Below are 19,162 nucleotides of genomic sequence, written 5' to 3' on the forward strand. Positions count from 1 at the left end.
GCTAGGGCCTGTCCTGTCGATCTCGGCCGTCAGCGGTCACACTCCGATGAAGCTCACCGTTTCCGTCATGTCCGCCCGCCCGGTACGCAGCCTTGGCACGCCTTCCTTCTCAAATCCCACTGAGATGCCGCAGAACAGCACGAGCTCGTCATCGGCTCCGACTGTTCGGCTGACGGTCTTGCGGTACATGGTCCACATCACCTGGGGGCAGCTGTGCAACCCTTCCGCCCTCAGCAACAGCATGACCGTCTGCAAGTACATCCCCGCGTCACCCCACTGTCCGGGCCCCATCCTCCGATCGAGGTAGCAGAACAAGACGACCGGTGCCCCGAACGCCTCCGAGTTCAAGGTAGCGATCTTCTGGGGCCGGTCGGGGTCGTCAGGCTCAATCCCCAGCGCTTCGTACCGCTGAGCCGCCGCAGCGGAGAAGCGGTCCAGATACGGCGAGGTCATCTCGTCCGGGTACATCGGATACTCCCGCTCATCACCCGGGTCTCCCGCCAGTGCCCTCGCCGTCGCGCGCCTCTTCAGTTCACTCAAGGGTTCGCCAGTTACCACATACACATGCCACGGCTGGAGGTTCCCACTGGACGGAGCCCGCGTCGCTGCGGTCAGTACTCGTTCGAGTACCTCCTTGGGCACCGGCTCATCGCTGAACGCCCGCACGGCCCGGCGACTGTCCACGGCCTCATACACATCCACGTCTTCGTCCTCTCATTCAACCGGGCCCCTCCACCGTATTCAGCGGTCGGCACCGAGCATCGCCGGGGGTTGGAAGACGTCCCGACGCTCAGTCCAGTCGTTGATAGGGCTGTGGGAGACAGAGGTGACTTGACGGATGCTCAGTGGGAGCGGCTGGAGCCGCTTCTACCTGTGAGCAACGGGCTTTGCGGTAGGTGGCGGGACCACCGCCAGGTCGTGAACGGGGTGCTCTACCGGATCCGCACGGGCGTGCAGTGGCGTGATCTGCCGGAGCGGTACGGACCGTGGAAGACGGTGCACGAGCGGCATCGCCGCCGGTCGGCGGACGGAACGTGGCAGATGCTCCTCCAGCGGGTCCAGGCTGAGGCGGACGCGGCCGACGAGATCGACTGGGACATCTCGGTCGACTCGACATCCGTGCGCGCGCACCACCATGCCGCCGGTGCCCGGCAGGCTCCGCCGCCCGCCGTCAAAAGGGGATTCGCCTGGGCGGTCCAAGCCGCTCGAATCCGGGCGGAAGTGATCGACCGGCTGGCGGAGGTGGTGCGGGAGGTGAAGCGCTCGGCCGCTCGCGCGGCGGGTTCACCCCCAAGATCCACCTGAGTGCGGACGGCCACTGCCGTATGCTCTCGCCGGTCATCACGCCCGGGCAGTGCGCCGACTGCACCCAGTTCGAACCGGTCATGGACAAGATGCGCGTGCCAAGGCTGGCCACCGGCAGGCCTGGTACGAAGCCGGACAGCGTCAGCGCCGACAAGGGCTACAGCAACCGCCGAGCCCGCCGCTACCTGCACAGACGAGGAATTCGGCACGTCATCCCGGAGAAAGCCGACCAGGCCGACAATCGGGTCCGGTGCGGCAGCGCCGGCGATCGGCCGCGCGGTTGCGACCAGGTTGGACAAGCGCGGCTACGTCTCCCTCGGCACCGTCACCGCAGCCGCACTCGTCATCTGGCTCCGCTCGTGATCGCCAGGACACTGCCCAGCCGACCAAGATCAATCTCACCGGGATTTCCTGTACCTCGACCACTCACACCCGTAAGCGGAGCTTGTTGTCGCTCGTATCAGCGGTATTCGTTCTCCGTCAGTTCGATCACCCACGCGCGGCGCTCGCAGATCTTTCCGTCGCGCATGCGGAAGACCTCGGCCATCGACATGCGCATCACCTCCCCGGTGTCGCGTTTTACCGACCCGGTGAGCTCTGCCATCACCACGTCGTCCTCCTCCACCATGCGTACGACCTCCAGCTGCGGCGGTGGAATGAAGCCCGGCCCCTCGATCGCGGCGTCGTACGCCTCCTTGCCGGTCAGGTGGAAGCCGCCGAAGACAGTCCACTCGATGTCGTCGGTGAGACAGCTCAGGATCTGCGCGTGATCGTTCTTGCGGAAGCCGTCCAGATAGGTCTCTACGGTCTTCTTGTTTCGGGACATGATGCCCACCCTCCTCCTATCGCTTCCCGCTTCGCACGGCACGGGAGTCTCCTGCGTTGCGGATACCGATGCCATCACCCGATCAGTTCCGTTCGCGTGAATTGTGATCACGCCTGGGTGTCACAGTCGGTGACTGCCTCGGTGCGCCCTCATCGTGGGTCCGGCCCGGCAACCGGGGTCACTGGTGCTTGTGCCCGGGTCTGCTGCCCGGTGCCGAGCTCGCCACGAAGGGGTTCACCTGTGGAGACTGGCCGGCGAGAAGTGCTGCGAACCGGAGTGGCCGTCGCGGCTGCCGGAAGCCTCATCGGACTGGGTGGCGCGGGTGCGGGCGCCACCGCCCGTCCACCCTTCGCAGGTGAGAGCGTCGAGCCGGCCGCGTGGCGCGAACTGACGAGGAGCCTCAGCCCGGCCGCTGCCCTTTACCGCCCAGGGGGCGCGCAGTACGTGGCTCAGGCGGCGCCCGACAACCAGCGCTACGCGTCCGTCCACCCGGCCGGCGTCCTCGCCTGCGCGACCGAGGGCGACGTGGCCGCCGCGATCCGATGGTGCGCCAAGCACGGGGTGCCCTTCGCGCCCCGCTCCGGCGGGCACAACTATGCGGGCTACTCCACGACCCCCGGTCTTGTGATCAGTCTGCGCGCGCTGAAGGAGGTGGTCCCGCAGGGGCAGCGGCTGCGCCTGGGCGGCGGCGCCACGAACTCGGACGTGTATGCGGCTCGTGAGGCCAACCTGTACTTCCCCGGTGGGCGTTGCCCGGGAGTGGGTGTCGCCGGGCTGACCCTCGGCGGCGGACTCGGTTTCAACGACCGTAAGTGGGGCCTGACCTGCGATCGGCTCACCGAGACCCGGGTCGTCCTCGCCGACGGGACGCTCGTACGCGCGGCCGCGTACGAGAACGCCGACCTGTTCTGGGCCTGCCGGGGCGGGGCGGGCGGCAATTTCGGCATCAACACCGGCTTCGTTTTCGAGGCCGTGTCCGTCGGCCGACTGTGCGCCACCGTCTTCGACTTGACGTTCGACCTGGGCACGGGCACCCAGGTGATGGAAGAACTGAGGCAAATCCTCGACGGGGATCGCGACAACGACTTCGACGTACGGATCGGCTTCAAGCACGCCGGCGACGGCACCACCTCGCTGTGGCTCCTGGGGCAGCGGCTCGGCCACGAGGGCGCCCTTCGACGCCTGATCACACCCCTTCTACACCTGCGGCCGACGAAGACCTTCATCGAGGAACGCGGATTCTGGTCCGCGCAGGACTACCTCATGGAGACCCCGGGAGCGAAGGACGCCTACGCCTCCAAGTCCCTCGTCCCCGACCGGTGGCCCGGTCCCGACACGGTGGCCGCTGTTGCCGACTGGGTACGCGGCTGGCGGCCGGGGCCCGGCCGGGCCACCGGCTACGTGACCCTGTTCGCCATGGGCGGCGACAGTGCAGCGCCGCGCGCGGACGAGACGGCCTACCCGCACCGCGGCGCCACCTTCGTGATCGACATCGGCACCCATTGGAAGCCCGGTGCCCCGCCCGCCGAGGTGCGCGCCCTCCTGGAACAGACCCGCACCGCTCACCACATGCTCAGCCGCCGCCTGGCCACCCGCGCGGCCTATGTCAACTTCCCCGACCCGGACCTGCAGGACTGGCAGCGCGCGTACTACGGCCCCAACTACGACCGCCTGGTCGCCGTCAAGCGACGGTACGACCCGGCCGGCCTGTTCCGCTACCAGCAAGCCGTCGGCGGTCCCCGCGGCTGAGGCCGTCCCCCGCAGCAGAAGCCGGTGTCGTGTCCCGTTCGACCAGGGCGTGGGGCAGGTCGAGAGCGGCAGGACAGGGGAAAGGGTCAATGCCTTCCCGCTCGGGCCAGGCCCTCCTCAGCCTGGGCGGCCAGTGCCGCGACCGGATCGGCTGCGGGTGGCCGGTCGTTGACGAGGTCCACGCCCTCGCCGGCCCACACCGGTAGCGGTGGAACGTCGCCTTGTGCCACAGCGGTCTGGTAGTCCTCCTGGGCCCGGGAGTCCGCGGCGAGTTCTGCCTCCCGGCCCCGCCGGCGGTCGAGGTAGGAATGGCCGAGGGTACGAGCCGTGTAGTTCGTCGGCCATTGGGCCCGCCGGGCGATGTCGAGGACTCTGTTGCGTTCCGTGTCCTGCCCGCGCCCGCGCAGGATCGCCTCGGCGGTCGAGGGGTCGGCCAGGGGCTCCGCCGTGGCGTGGAAGCGGGTGCCGATGAGTGCCCCGGCGGCCCCGAGCGCGAGGGCGGCTGCCACCCCGCGGCCGTCGGCGATCCCGCCGGCCGCCAGCACGGGTACCGGTGCCGCCAGGTCCACCACGACCGGCACGAACGGCAGCGTGGACCTTGCGCGCACGGCCCCGTGCCCGCCGCTCTCGGTGCCCTGCGCCACGATGACGTCGGCATCCGCGTCCACCGCCCTGCGGGCTTCCTCCAGATCGGTGACCTGAACGATCACCGCCGCACCGGCCGCATGGATGCGCTCGACGAACGGACTCGGATCCCCGAAGGACAGCATCACCGCCACGGGGCCGTACTCCAGCGCCTGTTCGACCGCGTCGACACCGACCGACCAGCTCAGGAACCCGACTCCCCAGGGCCGCCCGCACCCGGCCGCGATCGGCAGCTCACGGGCCAGCCGGTCCCGGTCACCGTACGCACCACCCAGCAGCCCGAGCCCGCCGCCCCGGGAGACAGCCGCTGGGCATCACTCCGACGTCAACCGTTCGCACCCCGGATGCGCTGTCGAGGGAATCTCCTTGCACGGAGGACAGGCGGGTCGTGTTGTGTGTCAGGCTGCCGCCGAACCCCCGGGCCGATCCCAGTGCAGGAGGCAGCGACCCGTGATCGCCGACCAGGATCCTCTCGGCTGGGACACCTCGGCCGCAGCCGATGCCTACCGGGGCCGCGACATGCGGCTGGCCGAGCGTCTGATCTTCCCTGCTGTGCTGCAACGACTCGGCCGCAGCCCCGGACCCGACCGGCTGGTGCTGGACATCGGATGCGGCACCGGTGCGGTCGCGGCGCGGCTCGCGGACAGCGGAGAGTGGACGGTCCAGGCGCTCGACCCCTCCGTGGACATGCTGGACATCGCTCGCGCCGACCGCCCCCACCCTCGTATCTTCTACCGGCTGTTCGACGGCCGCGCCCTGTCCTGGCTCGCCGACGACAGTGTCGACGGCGCCGTGTGCTGCCTGGTGTACTGCACCGACCCCGACGACGACCGGCTGGCCGCCCTCACGGCCGAGATCCGCCGCGTCCTGCGTCCCGGCGCCCCGTACCTCCTCGCCGACCTCAACCCGGCAGCGACCGGCGTGGCCTTCTCCACCCTGCGGCACGGCGAACCGGGAGCCGTGTACACCGACGGCGACACCGTACCGACCCTGCTACGCCTGCTCGACGGCACCACGATGACCAGTGCCACCCACTACCGCTCCCTCGACCGGTACCGTTCCTTCCTGACCGAGGCCGGCTTCCCCTCCCCCACCGTGGACCTGCCGACGCTCGCCGCCGGCGCCTCCGCCGAGGACGCCCCGGCGGAGACCCGTACCGCGCCCTACATGATCCTGACGACGCACGCCTGACCGACCGGATCCGTCCTGCCTCGGACGGCGTTCCAGGTGGTGGTAGGGCTGAAGTCCGGGGCTGGTCACCTGCGTTCCGGCGGCTCCAAGTGCTTCGGGATACTGGTGCGATGCCGCAGCCGCCGCTTGCCGTCCAGCCCGAGCCCATAACCGCCGACCCGCCTCATTCCGCGGACCCGCCCCTTCTCACGCAGTCCTGGCTCGACCTGGCCTTCCTCCACTGGGCCGCCGACCCGGCCGATGTCGCCCCGCTGCTGCCGACCGGGACCCGGCCGGACACGCTGCACGGTGTCACGTACGTCGGTCTGGTCGCCTTCCGGATGCACCGCGTCGGATGGTTCCGTCTCCCAGGCATCCCGTACCTCGGCACCTTCCCGGAGACCAACGTCCGGCTGTACTCCGTGGACGGGCAGGGCCGGCGCGGCGTGGTCTTCCGCTCCCTCGACGCGTCCCGCCTGATCCCCGTAGCCGTCGGGCGCGCCGCGTTCCGCCTTCCGTACGTGTGGTCGCGGATGGGGATCCGGCACGAGGGCAGTACGGTCACCTACACCAGCAGCCGTCGCTGGCCCGGGCCGCGCGGGGCCCGCAGCAGCCTCGCGGTACAGATCGGCGAGCGGGTCGAGGCGCCGACCGAACTCGAACACTTCCTGACCGCCCGCTGGGGCATGCACAGCGCCTTCTTCGGCCGCGCCCTGTATCTGCCGAACACCCACCCCCGTTGGCCGCTCCACCGCGCCGAACTGCTCCGCTGCGACGAGAACCTCGTGGCCGCCGCGGGCCTGCCCGCGCCGGTCGGGGCACCTGTCAGCGTGCTCTACTCGCCAGGGGTTCCGGTCCGGTTCGGTCGCCCGCCCCGCACTCCGGCGGGCATCCCCACTCCGTGAACTCCGCCTGAGCGACTGTAGGCAGACGCCCGTAACCTGTGGGCTGTGACCGCGATCTACGTGCTGGACGGCCACCGGATCAGGACACTTGAAGACTTCTGGCGCGTCATCGGTGAGGCGGTCAACGCCCCCGACGGCTACTTCGGCAGGAATCTCGACGCCTTCGCCGACTGTCTCAGCGTGGGTTTCGGGACCCCCGACGACGATGACTTCCTGGTCGGGCGGCGGAGATCTACGCCCGATTCCGCACCGAGTTGGAACGCGGATACGCCACCACACGCCGGGCCGAGAACTTCGCCCACCGTCTGGGCCCGTGGGTCAAGACCCTCACCCGCGCCTGCCTGGCCGCCACCGGTCGGCCCGCGAAGCAGATCAACGATGCCCGTGTCGCCCGCTCAGCGCCTTCTCGCCCGCACCGACGAGCCCGTCGCCACGATCGCCCGTCGACTCGGCTTCTCCGAGCCCACCAACTTCGGCAAGTTCTTCACCCGCCACACCGGCACCGCGCCGGCGCCTTCCGCCGCACCCGCCACGGCCCCCGAGAGATCGTTTCTGCCTGGGACTCCACCCCGAGCCGGAGTCCGACGACCGCACCGTGTACACGGACGGCGACACGATGTGCAGGGCCGGGAGCGGCAGGCTGCTCCGGGTGATGGCGCGTTCGGGCCGAGGTTAGATGGGGTTTATGGAGCGGCAGCTCAGGCGTCTGCGGTCCGGGCAGGGGCTGCGTACCGTCGCCGGCCAGGTCTTCATCCTGCAGGTCTTCATCATCGTGATCCTCGTGGCGGCGGCGGTCGCCGCCCTGCTGCTGCAGTCCCGCACCGACGCCGAGCGCGAGGCTCGCAACCGCACACTGGCGGTGGCTTCGGCCGTCGCCACAGCCTCCTCGGTGCAACAGGCCGTGGTCGGACCGAACCCCTCGGCCGCGCTCCAGCAGCAGGCGGAGGAGACCCGCAAGCGCTCCGCTGTGGACTTCGTCGTGGTGATGAGCCCCGAGGGCATCCGATACACCCATCCGAATCCGGCGCGGATCGGCGAGCACTACATCGGCAGCATCGCCGCGGCACAGCACGGTGGCATCGTCACCGAGACGACGACGGGGACGCTGGGCCGCTCGGTGCGGACCGTCGTTCCCGTCACCTCGCCCGAGGGGAAGGTCGTCGGGCTGGTCTCCGTGGGCATCACGGTCGAGCGGGTGAACGTGGCGGCCGACCGGCAGGTGCCGCTCGTCCTGGCGGCGACCGGGCTGGTGCTCGGGGCGGCCACCGGAGGGACCGCGCTGATCAGCAGGCGGTTGCGCCGGCAGACGCACGGTCTCGGCCCGGCGCAGATGACGCGCATGTACGAGCACCACGATGCCGTTCTGCACACGGTGCGGGAAGGTGTGCTGATCATCGATCGGCAAGGCCGTCTGCTTCTGGTCAACGACGAAGCACGACGCCTGCTGGGGCTGGCGGCCGACGCGGAAGGCCGGCCCCTGGCAGACCTGGGACTCGAGCCGACTGCCGAACAGCTTCTGCTGACCGGCGCGGCGGCCACGGACCAGGTGATCAGGGTCGGCGACCGGCTGCTGGCGATCAGCCAGCGCCCCATGGCGCAGCAGCCCGGTCCGGGAGGCTCGGTCGCGACCCTGCGGGACACGACGGAGCTCAGCACGCTGGTGGGTCGCGTGGAGGTCGTCCAGGAACGGCTCAGCCTGCTGTACGACGCGGGACTGCGCGTCGGCACCACCCTCAACGTGACCCGGACGGCGGAGGAACTGGCCGAACTGGCCGTGCCCAGGTTCGCCGACTACACCACCGTCGACCTGGCCGATGCCGTACTGCGCGGTGAGGAACCGAGCCTGGTGAACATGACGGAGCTGCGTCGTGTCGCCCTGCACGGCATCCGGAACGACTCACCGCTGTACGTACCCGGAGAGCTCATCCGTTTCAGCCCCGCCACGCCGCAGGCCTCCGGGTTCGGCTCCGGGCGGATGGTGCTGGAGGCCGACATGACGGCGTTCTCCGGCTGGCAGGCACAGGCCCCCGACCGCGCTCGCCAGCTGGTGGCGTTCGGCATCCATTCCATGATCGTGGCTCCGCTGCGGGCACGTGGCGTGATTCTCGGCGTGGCCACCTTCTGGCGTTCCAAGGAGCCCACGCCGTTCACGCAGGAGGACGTGTCACTGGCGGAGGAACTCGTCGCCCGCGCCGCGGTGAGCATCGACAACGCCCGTCGCTTCACCCGGGAACACGCCATGGCCGTCGCGCTCCAACGCAGCCTGCTGCCCCACGCGCTGCCCGAGCAGAGCGCGCTCGACGTGGCGCACCGCTATCTGCCGGCCGAGGCGGGGCTCGGCGGTGTCGGCGGCGACTGGTTCGACGTCATACCCCTGCCCGGAGCCCGTGTCGCGATGGTGGTGGGCGACGTCGTCGGGCACGGGCTGCACGCTGCCGCCACCATGGGGCAGCTGCGCACGGCCGTCCACAACTTCTCGACGCTCGACCTCCCGCCCGACGAGCTGCTCTGGCACCTGGACGAACTCGTCACCCGCATCGACCAGGACCGGGACGCCGAGCAGAGCGAGGCCCCGACGATCGCCGGTGCCACGTGCCTGTACGCGATCTACGACCCGGTGTCCGGTCGGTGCACCATGGCCAGGGCCGGCCATCTGGAGCCCCTCCTCGTGTACCCGGACGGCCGCGCGGACCTGGCCGGGGTGCCGGCCGGTCCTCCTCTGGGGCTGGGCGGGCTGCCGTACGAGAAGGCGGAGACACCGCTGCCCGAGGGCAGCAGCATCGTGCTGTACACCGACGGCCTGATCGAGGACCGGCAGCGTGACATCGACGAGGGGATCGAGCGGCTGCGCCGTGCCGTCGCCCGTGCCGGACGGACGCCGGAGCAGATGTGCCAGGCCGTGATGGAAGCGCTGCTGCCCACGGCGTCGAGCGACGACGTGGCTTTGCTGGTCGCCCGCACCCGGCTGCTCGACGGCGGGCGTACTGCGGTCTGGGACGTGCCTTCCGACCCCTCGGCCGTCGCCGGCATGCGGGCCTGCGCCGGCAGGCTGCTGCACGACTGGGGTCTGGACGAGGAGACGTTCACCCTGGAACTGATCCTCAGTGAGCTGGTCACCAACGCCATCCGGCACGCGACCGGCCCCATCACCGTGCGCGTGATCCGCGACCGCAGCCTCATCTGCGAGGTGTCCGACGGCAGCAGCGTCTCACCGCACCTGCGCCGAGCCACCACCATGGACGAGGGCGGCCGCGGCCTCTTCCTCGTGGCCCAGTTCGCCGACCGCTGGGGCACCCGCTACACGGCCGGAGGCAAGGTCATCTGGACCGAGCAGCAGCTCTCCGCGCAGGCGTGACGAAGCGGCCTGGGTCACCTCGGCCGACTCCTGTCGTACGCCGCCCGCGCCTCGCCGATCGCCAGGCCAGGCGGTACGCAAAGCTCTTCGGGAAGCGCGGCCGGCGGGGCTGACACTCGCGCAGTTGTGCCGGGCGACCAAGCGCACCCCGCCGCAGGTCTGGGCGGGCCTGCGGTTTCTGCGGAAGGTCGCGGTCAACACCAACTTCATCACCGGGATCATCGCCCCGCACGCCAAGAAGGCCCCCGACGACGAATGGATCCGCCTGGTCCTGGACCAGCTCGGCGGCGTCAAGGCCACTTTGGAAGTCCTCACCCGCATGGAACGCTGATGACCTGCATGAACGAGATCCGCCCGCCGGCCGTGCGCGAGCGGCATTGCCCCAGCGACACCACCGACGCCGAATGGGCCGTCCTCGAACCGCTGCTGCCCGTCCCCGCCTGCGAACTGCCCACGGGCGGGCGCCCGGAGAAACATCCGCGCCGCAACGTGATCGACGCCATCCGCTACGTCAACGACAACGGGTGCACATGGCGTGCCGTTCCCGTCGACTTCGGCATCCCATGGCGCACGATCTACGGGTTCTTCCAAAGATGGCGCGCGAAAGGAACGCTGGCCCGCATCCATGCCGAACTGCACCAGATGGTCCGCCTCCACGACGGCCTCAATCCCCGCACCGTCGCGGTGATCCTGGACTCCCGTCCATCAAGGGCGCCGAGACCGTGGGCCAGGACAGCCGCGGCTTCGACGGCGGGAAGCTGATCAACGGCAGGAAGCGGCACCTGGCGGTCGACATGCGTGGCATGGCCCTGGCCGTGATGGTCACCAAGGCCTCGCCGCACGACAGCATCCCTCCCGCGACCAGCTCTTCCGCCTGCGCCTGACCCATCCCGAACTGGCCGTCGCCTGGACGGACTCCGCCTATGGCGGGACCCTCGTGGACTGGTCCCCCACCTTCCTCGGGATCACCCTCAACACGGTGCCCCGCCGCAAAGACCAGGACGGCTTCGCCGTCCTCGCCAAGCGATGGCGAGTTGAGCGGGCGATATCGTGGATCATGAGAGCCCGCAGGAACGTCCGCGACTACGAACGGACTCTGAGGCCATCCCGATCAGGGGGTGGGGAAATCCAAATAGCCCCATCATGGTGAGTGACCTAGACGTCGTCGCCCGAGCTGACCTGCGTACGGCGCCAGAAAGGAGGGGTCGTTAGCCAGCCAGCACCAGGGCCGTGGTGGCCAGTCCCCCTGTGCGCGCAGCGCCCTGAACCCGCTTTATCTTGAAGTTGCTGGTCACGGGGCTGGTGTTGGGTGGGATTCGAGATGCTTGTGCTGGTCGGGTGCGCGATTGGCAGCAGGTGATCGTCTGCCGTGGGACCAATTTGCCGTTCTTGCTTCGTACCTGCTTCGACCCCGACAAGGCCCGCAAATCGGCCAGTCATTCACCGACAGGCAGGGCTTCCACAGAACTCAGCGTCGTGAACGACGGGGCATCGCCAATGCCGCCGAGGGCGTACACGCAGGTGCGGCTCTGCTGGATGTTCTGGGGGCACGGTGCGGTCGCCGCGCCGAGCTCGAAGCGGGCCGTGGTCAAGGCGGGCAGGGGGCTCCAGTCGTTCGCGACGGGGGTGTAGACCTCTGCCGAGTTGGTGGCGAAGTCCGTGAAGGTGGTGAAGCCGGCGATGGCGTGCACACAGGCCTGTCCCACCGCGCCGCTACCCCTGGGGCACGGGGCGGAGGTTGCGCCCAGGGCGACGCGCGGGGCGTCCAGGGAGGCCACTGTGCGCCAGGTGTTCGTCGTCGGGCTGTACGCCTCGACGCTGTCGAGGATGCCGTCGGCGGGGTTGAAGCCGCCCACGGCGTAGACGCAGGTGCCGCGCAAACCCGCCTCGGCCCGGGGGCAGGGCGCGGTCGCCGCGCCGGGAGCGTCGCGGGGAGTGCGCAGCGAGGGCAGCGAACGCCAGGCGTTGGTGACCGGGCTGTACGCCTGGACCGTGTTGCTGAAGGAGCCGCCGAGGGCGTATACGCACGTGCCGCGCAGCCCTGCCACGGCCTGGGGGCACGGTGCGGTCGTGGCCGCCGCGAAGCTGCGGGCGGTGGGCAGGCTGGGCAGCGTCCGCCAGCTGTTGGTGACCGGGCTGTACGCCTCCACGGTGGCCACCGCGCTGTTCGTGAAGCCGCCGATGGCGTAGACGCAGGTACCCACGAGCCCGGGCACGGCCGGGGGGCACGGCGCGGTCGTCGCCGTCACCGCGTAGCGCGCGGTGGGCAGGCCGGGCAGGGTCCGCCAGCTGTTGGTGGCCGGACTGTAGGCCTCCACGGTGCGCAGTGCGGGCGAGTTGTCGTTCTGGCCACCGATGGCGTAGACGCAGGTGCCTCTGAGCCCTTCCACGCCCCTGGGACACGGTGCGCTCGTTCCACCGAGGCCGTAGCGGGCGGTGGGTAGATGGGGCACTGCCGCCCAGTCGCTCTGGGCGTGCGCGAACGTGGAGGTCAGGGCGAGCAGCGGCGTCAGGACCGCGACGAGCAGCCAGCGCGTCCGGCGGCGCGGAGGCACCGCGGCTCCACCGGCGCCGCCCTCATACGTCGACAAGATCTTCACACGTGTTCCTTCCTCGCACGCGGCCACCGCCGCGCGCCGCATACCTCTCAGTGACAGACCAACCGCACATGCGCGACATTAGGCATCCGTCCGATCAGGCTGCACCGCGACCGCAGCAAACGGCTGAACGACAGTGCCGTCCGCACCGCGAGGCTGGACGCAGGTGATCAGGAGGTCATCGCCGCCAGCTGCTCCATACGGCGGTCGCCCCAATCGGAGGGGGTCAGGGCCTCGGCGAGGTCGCAGCCGAACGGCTGCCCAGTCGACAGGCGTGCACAGCCCAACGGCGGCCGTGCCGGACTGATACACAGCCGCCCCGTCGGGAGATGCCATGCACCACACCCCAGAGAGCCACGAGCGCGCGCCGGGCGGGCATGCGCACCAAAAACCGAAGCGGCCAGGGCGCGGGCGGCGGGAGTGGGCCTGGGGACGCCAGAGGTTCGGAGCCCGGACGAGGTGGCTCCTGCTGTGCGTCTGCCTGATCATGAGTGCCTTCGGCTCGGGCACAACTTCGATTGCCGCTGCCACCACGCTGTCGGCCCAGCAATGCGACGAGGTGCCGACCGGTGTCGCCGCCAGCAATCACTTCCTGAGGTTCAGGGTGCCGCCCCGGCAAATGCCCAGGGGTGACTAACAGGGCCGCGGTGCTGATCCACGGCGCCACCGCACCCGGCCCTGCGGTGTTCGATCTGCGCCACCCCGCCCCGGAAGGCGGCCGGCTCAGCACGCAGGAGGGACTCGCGCGGGCGGGGGTCGACACCTTCGCCCCGAGCCTGCTCGGCTACGGCCGCTCGACGCGCTTCGAGAACGGCCTGGACGATCCCGGCAACGCGAGCCTCAGACCCTACAACGCGGACGGCAGCTGTTCCTGGCCCGGGGATGCGACCGCACGCACCTCCCGGCAGCGTTCCCACTCGATCGGCAGGGGAGCTGCTCTTGACCAATCCACTCGACGGGGAGCGGCGCGCACACTTGAGCAACGTCCGCTTCGGACGCATGGACGTCTGATACGCGACATCCGCCAGGTCATCGACGACGCCATTGCACAGGCACAGCCGACGGACGGCAAGGTCACCCTGATCGCCTATTCGCTCGGCGGGTGGAGTGTCGGCGGACCCTGTACGCCGCCAACCCGGTCCTTCCCGGAAGCGCAGCCGTCATCGCGAAGATCAACCGTGCCGTGTACATCTCGGCGGCCTTCGGTGGACCGACCGAGGAGACGACGCCGCCAGGAGGCTTCGTCACCTTCCCGCTGCATGTGTCCACCTTTGCAACAGCCGGAACCTGGCGAATGCCGCCAGAGCGCGAGGCGGCCTGCACCGGCCACGTCGTCCCAGGCAGCCCGGAGCAGCTTTCGGCGCAACTCAGGGAGCAGGAGACCGTAGGGCGCGAATGGGGAGGAGATGACCCCAACAATCCGACTGGCCTCAACCGCTCGCCAACGTTCTCCAGCTACGGCTGGAACCCCACCGTCGCGGGGCAGCTAACCCCGCCCACACTGGTCATCCAGGGCCTTGACGACACCATCGTGCCGGCCGCGGCGGCGAACGCGTCCGCCACCTTCGACGCCCTCCCGGCATCGATGACGAACAAGGTGCTGCTGCGGGTCCAGTGCGCAAGCCACGCCCTACTGTACGAAGGCTGCTCCGGCCCGCGCTGCACCCCGGAAGCCGGGACGCCCTATGGCGCGCGCCCCGGCGAACCCTGGGCCGGCCCCCATGCCACGCTCAAGGCGGCACTGACCGAGTGGATCAAGAACGGGACCTTCAACGGCGCCACGAACGGGCGGTTCACCGTCAACGAAAGCGGCGTGGCCAGTGCCAGCCCGTAGAGGTACTCCAGTCCCCGATACGGCGCCCCCGGCCCGTGGGCCTAGCCTGCTCCCGGTCACTGAGCCACACCGAAGGCGCCCTTGACGGGCCGGTTCGGCCCGGACACTGGGCGAACGGCGGCCCCGGCTCACCCCGGGCGGCGCTCGCCGAACTTCCCCACTCCCTTGAGGGCTTGATCAAGTGAGGCGAGGAGTAGCCCCGGTCGCTTTCAAGAATTGCCATCAACCAGCACCGCCTTTCTCGGCGGCCAACTGGGTGCGGAGTTCAGCGATCATGTCCAGGCACCAGTTGAAGTCTTCTCGGGCCTGGAGGATCAGGTCTAGGTCGGCTGGTTGATAGGTCGTGATGCGGCCGACGATGTGGGTGTCGCCGCCGTACCGGGTGCACACCAGATCGTCCGGTGCGCCGGGGTGCCGGTCGACGAACCAGTGGCCCGACTGGGCCTGGTCCACGCGGGCCCGGATATCGGCGATCTGCCAGTCGACCAGTTCTGGGACGTCGGTCCAGTGCCCGCCCATCGAAAGCAACGGCCGGCCGTCCTTGCCGCAGCCCCAGGGGGCGCCGTCGTCGGGGCCGGTCCAGTGTTCGCAAGCCGGGACCAGCGGGCTCCCGTCGTCGTCACGACCCCAGGGGGCATCGGGGTCGGCGCCCCAAGGCGCGGGGCCGGTGTTCGTCATGGTCACTCCGTTGTCGTCCGGTCCCGCCTGCCGTTTGGTTCCAGGGGGATCATCTCGCGGCACACCTGGTCCCGGAGCAGAAGTCCCGGCGGAGAGTGCACGAATCGGTCTCTCGGCATCATCGATCGACCGTGCGGGATCGGTACAACGTCTGCATCTGTGCGGTATCGGCTGTGCGACGAGGGGCTCATCCCACTCCTCACTCCTGCCCGTCAGGCACGGAGTGCCATAGATCACCGGATCTGACACAGCTTCTCAACGCACTGCGCTGCTCGGCTCGGTCCCGAGCCTCATCAGGGAGGAGCAGCACCGACAACCGGCACCGGACGACCCGCACTGCGATCTCCTCGTAGATCTGACCGACTGGTAGGGCCCTTGCACCTCGGCCGGCCGCTACCGGACCGCCGCCTTCGGTGGGCGTTCCCGCAGTGCGCCGTATCCGACGAAGTAGGCGGGGAGCCGGCGCAGCCAGGGGGATCCGCTGAGGAGGCGGGCCCCGTGCTGCGCCCTCTCCACGCTGCCGAGCGGCGGGCGGCCGTGCAGGACGGGCCCGATGACGGCCGCGTGGGCCATGCGCTGGAGCGCCTGGGTGGTGACCGTGGTGGGACGGCGTCGGCGCTGCACTCCGCGTACGTCGCGCAGGCCCACGGTCCCCCGGCTCAGGGGCCCGACCAGGTGGCGGGCGGCGGCCACGGCGTCCTGGACCGCGAGGTTGATCCCGATGCCGAATACCGGGGACATGGCGTGCGCGGCGTCGCCGATGCACAAGAGGCCGGGGCGGTGCCAGCGGCGCAGCCGGTCCAGGCGGACGTCGAGGAGCTTGACCTCGTCCCACGAGCGCAGGGCGTGCGCACGGTCGGCCATCCAGGGGACGGCCTCGGTGAACTCGGCCAGGAAGCGGTCCAGGCCGGCGGCGCGGCGCTGTGTGTCGGTGCCCTTGGGGATGAGCGCGGCGATCTGCCAGTAGTCGCCGCGGTCGATCATCGCGGTCAGGAACCGGTCGCCGGAGGCGCCGACGAGTCCGCGCGGGTCTCCCTCCCGCCGTGGCAGGCGGAACCACCAGGCGTCCATCGGGCAGGTGAAGCGGCGGAGGCGGAGTTCCGGCCGGGTCCGGGCCAGTGATCCCCGGCCGTCGCAGGCGACGGTGAGGGCGGCGCGCAGCTCGCCGGTGCGGCCGTCGGAGGTGCGGTAACGGACCCCGGTCACCCGTCCGGACTCGACCAGGAAGGAGGTCGCTTCGGTGTTCATCCGCAGGTCGAAGGACGGTTCGCGGCGGGCCTCGTCGGCCAGCAGGTCCAGCAGGTCCCACTGGGGCACCATCGCCACGTAGTTGTAGGGGCCGGGCAGCACGGAGAGGTCCGCGACGGTGACCGTCGAGCGGCCGGTTCCGACCGGCAGCTGGACGGTGTTCACGCGACGTTGGGGCAGCCGGGCGAAGCGCTCGGCCAGTCCCAGGTCGTCCAGCAGCGCGAGGGTCGAGGGGTGGACGGTGTCGCCGCGGAAGTCCCGCAGGAAGTCGCCGTGCTTCTCCAGCACCGTCACCTGGACGCCGGCCCGGGCCAGCAGCAGGGCGAGCACCATGCCCGCGGGGCCGCCCCCCACCACACAGCACGTGGTGTGTTCCATGGCAGTCCTGCCCTTCACGAGAGCAGTAATTCATCGGTCGATGAATACTATACTCCCCCGCGCGTCCGGACCTCGACTCCCGTACCGGCCGACCGAACATGCCGCCAAGCGGAGCAATCACCGGCGTGCCGCGACCGGGCACAGCAGGCTGGACGTCTTGTCGGGGTCGTGTGACAGGAGTCGCGTGTGCGAAGGCTGCGTAGGCCGAACCGTCAGGCATGCCGCCCGCCCGTACGCCATGCCCGCCGGGCCGCTGCGGCACCTCCCGTTCCGGCGGCTCCGACGGCGTGCGTGCACAGGAGCGACGGGTGAGGTACCGGCACACCCGCAGGGAGCCGGAGGCCGCCATGGCCGTACGGACACAGCTGCCCGAGCCCCCGGCGTGGATGCGCTGGCTCCCGGTCCTGTACATCGTGGCCCTTCTGCTGCTCGAACCCCTGACACCCGTGGACTGGCCGGTGAGCTTCGCGCTGATCGCCGTGCCTCTCGTGACCGCCTTCGCCCACGGGCCCTTCGTGGTCGCCGGTGCCACGGTCTTCTCCGTCGTCTTCGAAGGGGTGCTGGCCGGTACCCCGTGCTGTGCGGGCCGCGCCGTCGGCTATCTGTGGGAGCGCCACTACGTGGCGTCGTACATCTGCACCGCCCTGGTGGGCGCGCTCGGCACGATCCTGGCCGCCCACCGGACCCGCCGTGAGCGCACGCTCGCCGACGTGCGGTTCGTGGCCGAGATCGCGCAGCGCGTGCTGCTCAGACCGGTGCCGCACCGGATCGGCAACCTTCGTCTGGAAAGCCTCTACCTGTCCGCCGCCGCGGAGGCACGCATCGGCGGCGACCTCTACGAGGCGGTCCCCACCCCGTACGGGGTACGGCTGCTCATCGGCGACGTCCGCGGCAAGGGGCTGCTGGCGGTCGAGACCGCCGCCACCCTGCTCGGCGCGTTCCGCGAGGCGGCTCATGACGAGCCGGATCTTCCCGCCCTGGCGGAGCGCGTGGAGACGAGCATGGACCGCAGGGCGGACCAGCTCGGCGGAACGGAGCTGGGCGAGCGGTTCGTCACCGCCGTCTTCGCCGAGATCCCCGCCGACGGCCATCTCGTCCGCGTCGTCAACTGCGGCCACCCGCCCCCACTCCTCATCCGGCCCGACGAGGTGTGCGAGCTGGACAGAGGGAACTCGGGCCCGCCGTTGAACCTCGGCATGCTCGTCGAAGACCCGTACCACGTCGACGTCTACGACTTCCGCCCCGCCGAGCAGATCCTGCTGTACACGGACGGCATCACGGAGACCCGCGACGCCTCGGGCGCCTTCTACCCCCTGCTCGAGCGCCTCCGTTCCTGGGGCCCCCTGCCCCCCTCGGAGCTGCTGGAACGGCTCCACAACGACCTGCTGGCCTACAGCAACAACCGCCTGCAGGACGACACCGCGGCCCTCACCGTCTGCCTGATCGCCGACGGGCCGACCGCACCGCACCAGAGCCTCTGAGGTTCACGGACTGCGTGATAGCGTCCCGCCGGAGGCTCGAACGTGCCTGCCCCGGACGAGATGTGCGCCGTACCCGGCCCGCCAAGACGACGCACGCACGGAGGCATCGTGAACGGCGGCACGCATCTCATCGACTTCGCCGACGCCCCTCCCCCGGCGCGCCCGCTGGACGTGCGGTGGATCCACGGTTCGCCGTCGGCCAAACACAACACGGACCCGGACATCCAGGTCTACGCCTACGACGAGCACACCTTCATCCTGCGGCAGAACATGGCGGTCCACTACGAGGCGCCGTTCCTGTTCCTGCTGTGCGGTACCGAGCGGGCGGTGCTGATCGACACCGGTGCCACCGAGTCCCCCGAGTTCTTCCCCCTGCGCCGGGTGGTCGACGGGCTCCTCGCGGACTGGCTCGACCAGCATCCCCGGGACGGCTACCAGCTGCTCGTGCTGCACACCCACGGGCACGGTGACCACGTGGCGGGCGACGGCCAGTTCGCCGACCGCCCCGACACCACGGTGGTGGGTGCCGACCGAGCCACCGCCTGGCGGTACTTCGGCTTCGACGCGGACCCGGAAGCCGTCGCCCGCGTCGACCTGGGCGGCCGGGTCCTGGAGTGCCTGGCCACCCCGGGCCACCACGAGGCGGCCGTCACCTACTACGACCCGCCCACCGGCCTCCTGCTCACCGGTGACAGCGTCTACCCCGGCCGGCTCTACATCCAGGACGTCCCTGCCTTCACCCACAGCATCGAGCGCCTGATCGAGTTCGCCGACCGCCGGCCCGTCACCCATGTGCTCGGCTGCCACATCGAGATGACCACCGAACCGGGCGTGGACTACCCGGTCCGCACCACCTACCAGCCCGACGAGCCCCCGCTCGAGCTGACCCCGGCTCACCTCCACCGGATCCGGGACGCGCTCGCCCGACTCGGCGACGACCGCTCCCGGAGCGCCCACGCCGACTTCGTCCTCTGCCCCCGGACCTGAGCGG

Annotated in this window: 17 protein-coding genes, 3 pseudogenes and 1 riboswitch; of the genes and pseudogenes, 14 read left to right on the forward strand and 6 right to left on the reverse strand. The window is 70.2% G+C overall.

Annotated features, from left to right (window positions below):
• Positions 1–36: 36 nt before the first annotated feature.
• Entirely contained in the window at positions 37–702 is a 666-nt protein-coding gene (locus ACZ5DS_RS34820; RefSeq protein ID WP_468246573.1) for a nitroreductase, read from the reverse strand.
• Between the two features lie 171 nt (positions 703–873).
• Between ACZ5DS_RS34820 and ACZ5DS_RS34825 the strand changes: the two genes are divergently transcribed.
• A complete protein-coding gene (locus tag ACZ5DS_RS34825; protein ID WP_468246576.1) occupies positions 874–1,305 on the forward strand; it encodes a transposase in 432 nt (143 codons plus the stop codon).
• A 20-nt stretch (positions 1,306–1,325) separates the two neighbouring features.
• A pseudogene (locus ACZ5DS_RS34830) lies at positions 1,326–1,613 on the forward strand (transposase); the annotation flags it as partial.
• A 152-nt stretch (positions 1,614–1,765) separates the two neighbouring features.
• Here the strand turns inward: ACZ5DS_RS34830 and ACZ5DS_RS34835 are convergent.
• Entirely contained in the window at positions 1,766–2,131 is a 366-nt protein-coding gene (locus ACZ5DS_RS34835; protein WP_468246578.1) for a nuclear transport factor 2 family protein, read from the reverse strand.
• 444 nt (positions 2,132–2,575) lie between these two features.
• Between ACZ5DS_RS34835 and ACZ5DS_RS34840 the strand changes: the two genes are divergently transcribed.
• The gene (locus ACZ5DS_RS34840) at positions 2,576–3,880 is read left to right on the forward strand and encodes an FAD-binding oxidoreductase (RefSeq protein ID WP_468246580.1); all 1,305 of its coding nucleotides are present in this window, start codon (positions 2,576–2,578) and stop codon (positions 3,878–3,880) included.
• Between the two features lie 86 nt (positions 3,881–3,966).
• Here ACZ5DS_RS34840 and ACZ5DS_RS34845 read toward each other — a convergent pair whose 3' ends face one another.
• Positions 3,967–4,803, reverse strand: coding sequence for a nitronate monooxygenase (locus ACZ5DS_RS34845; RefSeq protein ID WP_468246726.1), 837 nt, complete (start codon positions 4,801–4,803; stop codon positions 3,967–3,969).
• Between the two features lie 172 nt (positions 4,804–4,975).
• On the opposite strand from ACZ5DS_RS34845, the gene ACZ5DS_RS34850 reads away from it, so the two are divergent.
• From ACZ5DS_RS34850 to ACZ5DS_RS34885, 8 genes and pseudogenes are all read left to right on the forward strand, one after another.
• Positions 4,976–5,716: a class I SAM-dependent methyltransferase gene (locus ACZ5DS_RS34850; protein WP_468246583.1), complete on the forward strand. Its 741-nt coding sequence runs from the start codon at positions 4,976–4,978 to the stop codon at positions 5,714–5,716.
• A gap of 110 nt (positions 5,717–5,826) precedes the next feature.
• Entirely contained in the window at positions 5,827–6,600 is a 774-nt protein-coding gene (locus ACZ5DS_RS34855) for a YqjF family protein (protein WP_468246586.1), read from the forward strand.
• A gap of 45 nt (positions 6,601–6,645) precedes the next feature.
• A pseudogene (locus ACZ5DS_RS34860) lies at positions 6,646–6,816 on the forward strand (barstar family protein); the annotation flags it as partial.
• 11 nt (positions 6,817–6,827) lie between these two features.
• Positions 6,828–7,110 (forward strand): annotated as a pseudogene (locus ACZ5DS_RS34865) (helix-turn-helix domain-containing protein); the annotation flags it as partial.
• Positions 7,111–7,285: 175 nt separating this feature from the next.
• Positions 7,286–9,955 (forward strand): SpoIIE family protein phosphatase, encoded by a 2,670-nt coding sequence (locus tag ACZ5DS_RS34870; RefSeq protein WP_468246587.1) that lies wholly within the window; start codon positions 7,286–7,288, stop codon positions 9,953–9,955.
• Positions 9,956–10,079: 124 nt separating this feature from the next.
• Positions 10,080–10,286 (forward strand): hypothetical protein, encoded by a 207-nt coding sequence (locus ACZ5DS_RS34875; RefSeq protein ID WP_468246590.1) that lies wholly within the window; start codon positions 10,080–10,082, stop codon positions 10,284–10,286.
• Entirely contained in the window at positions 10,286–10,717 is a 432-nt protein-coding gene (locus ACZ5DS_RS34880) for a transposase (RefSeq protein ID WP_468246593.1), read from the forward strand. The genes ACZ5DS_RS34875 and ACZ5DS_RS34880 overlap by 1 nt, the downstream gene beginning before the upstream one ends.
• Complete coding sequence (locus ACZ5DS_RS34885) at positions 10,678–10,839, forward strand: transposase (RefSeq protein ID WP_468246596.1); 162 nt, start codon at positions 10,678–10,680, stop codon at positions 10,837–10,839. The genes ACZ5DS_RS34880 and ACZ5DS_RS34885 overlap by 40 nt, the downstream gene beginning before the upstream one ends.
• A gap of 552 nt (positions 10,840–11,391) precedes the next feature.
• Here the strand turns inward: ACZ5DS_RS34885 and ACZ5DS_RS34890 are convergent.
• The gene (locus ACZ5DS_RS34890) at positions 11,392–12,555 is read right to left on the reverse strand and encodes a Kelch repeat-containing protein (RefSeq protein WP_468246599.1); all 1,164 of its coding nucleotides are present in this window, start codon (positions 12,553–12,555) and stop codon (positions 11,392–11,394) included.
• A 1,180-nt stretch (positions 12,556–13,735) separates the two neighbouring features.
• On the opposite strand from ACZ5DS_RS34890, the gene ACZ5DS_RS34895 reads away from it, so the two are divergent.
• Complete coding sequence (locus tag ACZ5DS_RS34895) at positions 13,736–14,386, forward strand: alpha/beta hydrolase family protein (protein WP_468246601.1); 651 nt, start codon at positions 13,736–13,738, stop codon at positions 14,384–14,386.
• A 222-nt stretch (positions 14,387–14,608) separates the two neighbouring features.
• Here ACZ5DS_RS34895 and ACZ5DS_RS34900 read toward each other — a convergent pair whose 3' ends face one another.
• On the reverse strand, positions 14,609–15,064 hold the full coding sequence (locus ACZ5DS_RS34900; protein WP_468246603.1) for a hypothetical protein: 456 nt from the start codon (positions 15,062–15,064) through the stop codon (positions 14,609–14,611).
• Positions 15,065–15,457: 393 nt separating this feature from the next.
• Positions 15,458–16,690, reverse strand: coding sequence for an FAD-dependent oxidoreductase (locus tag ACZ5DS_RS34905; RefSeq protein WP_468246605.1), 1,233 nt, complete (start codon positions 16,688–16,690; stop codon positions 15,458–15,460).
• 308 nt (positions 16,691–16,998) lie between these two features.
• Between ACZ5DS_RS34905 and ACZ5DS_RS34910 the strand changes: the two genes are divergently transcribed.
• Both ACZ5DS_RS34910 and ACZ5DS_RS34915 read left to right on the forward strand, forming a co-directional pair.
• A complete protein-coding gene (locus ACZ5DS_RS34910; RefSeq protein ID WP_468246608.1) occupies positions 16,999–18,171 on the forward strand; it encodes a PP2C family protein-serine/threonine phosphatase in 1,173 nt (390 codons plus the stop codon).
• Positions 18,172–18,199: 28 nt separating this feature from the next.
• A riboswitch (guanidine-III (ykkC-III) riboswitch) is annotated at positions 18,200–18,267 on the forward strand.
• A gap of 12 nt (positions 18,268–18,279) precedes the next feature.
• On the forward strand, positions 18,280–19,158 hold the full coding sequence (locus ACZ5DS_RS34915; RefSeq protein WP_468246610.1) for an MBL fold metallo-hydrolase: 879 nt from the start codon (positions 18,280–18,282) through the stop codon (positions 19,156–19,158).
• The last annotated feature ends 4 nt before the right edge of the window (positions 19,159–19,162 follow it).

Source organism: Streptomyces sp. NPDC031100, from assembly GCF_055570785.1.

Excerpts from the sequence above, each read along its gene's own strand:
- ACZ5DS_RS34835 (WP_468246578.1), bottom strand. The coding sequence starts at position 2,131 with ATGTCCCGAAACAAGAAGACCGTAGAGACCTATCTGGACGGCTTCCGC.
- ACZ5DS_RS34855 (WP_468246586.1), top strand. The coding sequence starts at position 5,827 with ATGCCGCAGCCGCCGCTTGCCGTCCAGCCCGAGCCCATAACCGCCGAC.
- ACZ5DS_RS34870 (WP_468246587.1), top strand. The coding sequence starts at position 7,286 with ATGGAGCGGCAGCTCAGGCGTCTGCGGTCCGGGCAGGGGCTGCGTACC.
- ACZ5DS_RS34880 (WP_468246593.1), top strand. The coding sequence starts at position 10,286 with ATGACCTGCATGAACGAGATCCGCCCGCCGGCCGTGCGCGAGCGGCAT.
- ACZ5DS_RS34900 (WP_468246603.1), bottom strand. The coding sequence starts at position 15,064 with ATGACGAACACCGGCCCCGCGCCTTGGGGCGCCGACCCCGATGCCCCC.
- ACZ5DS_RS34905 (WP_468246605.1), bottom strand. The coding sequence starts at position 16,690 with ATGGAACACACCACGTGCTGTGTGGTGGGGGGCGGCCCCGCGGGCATG.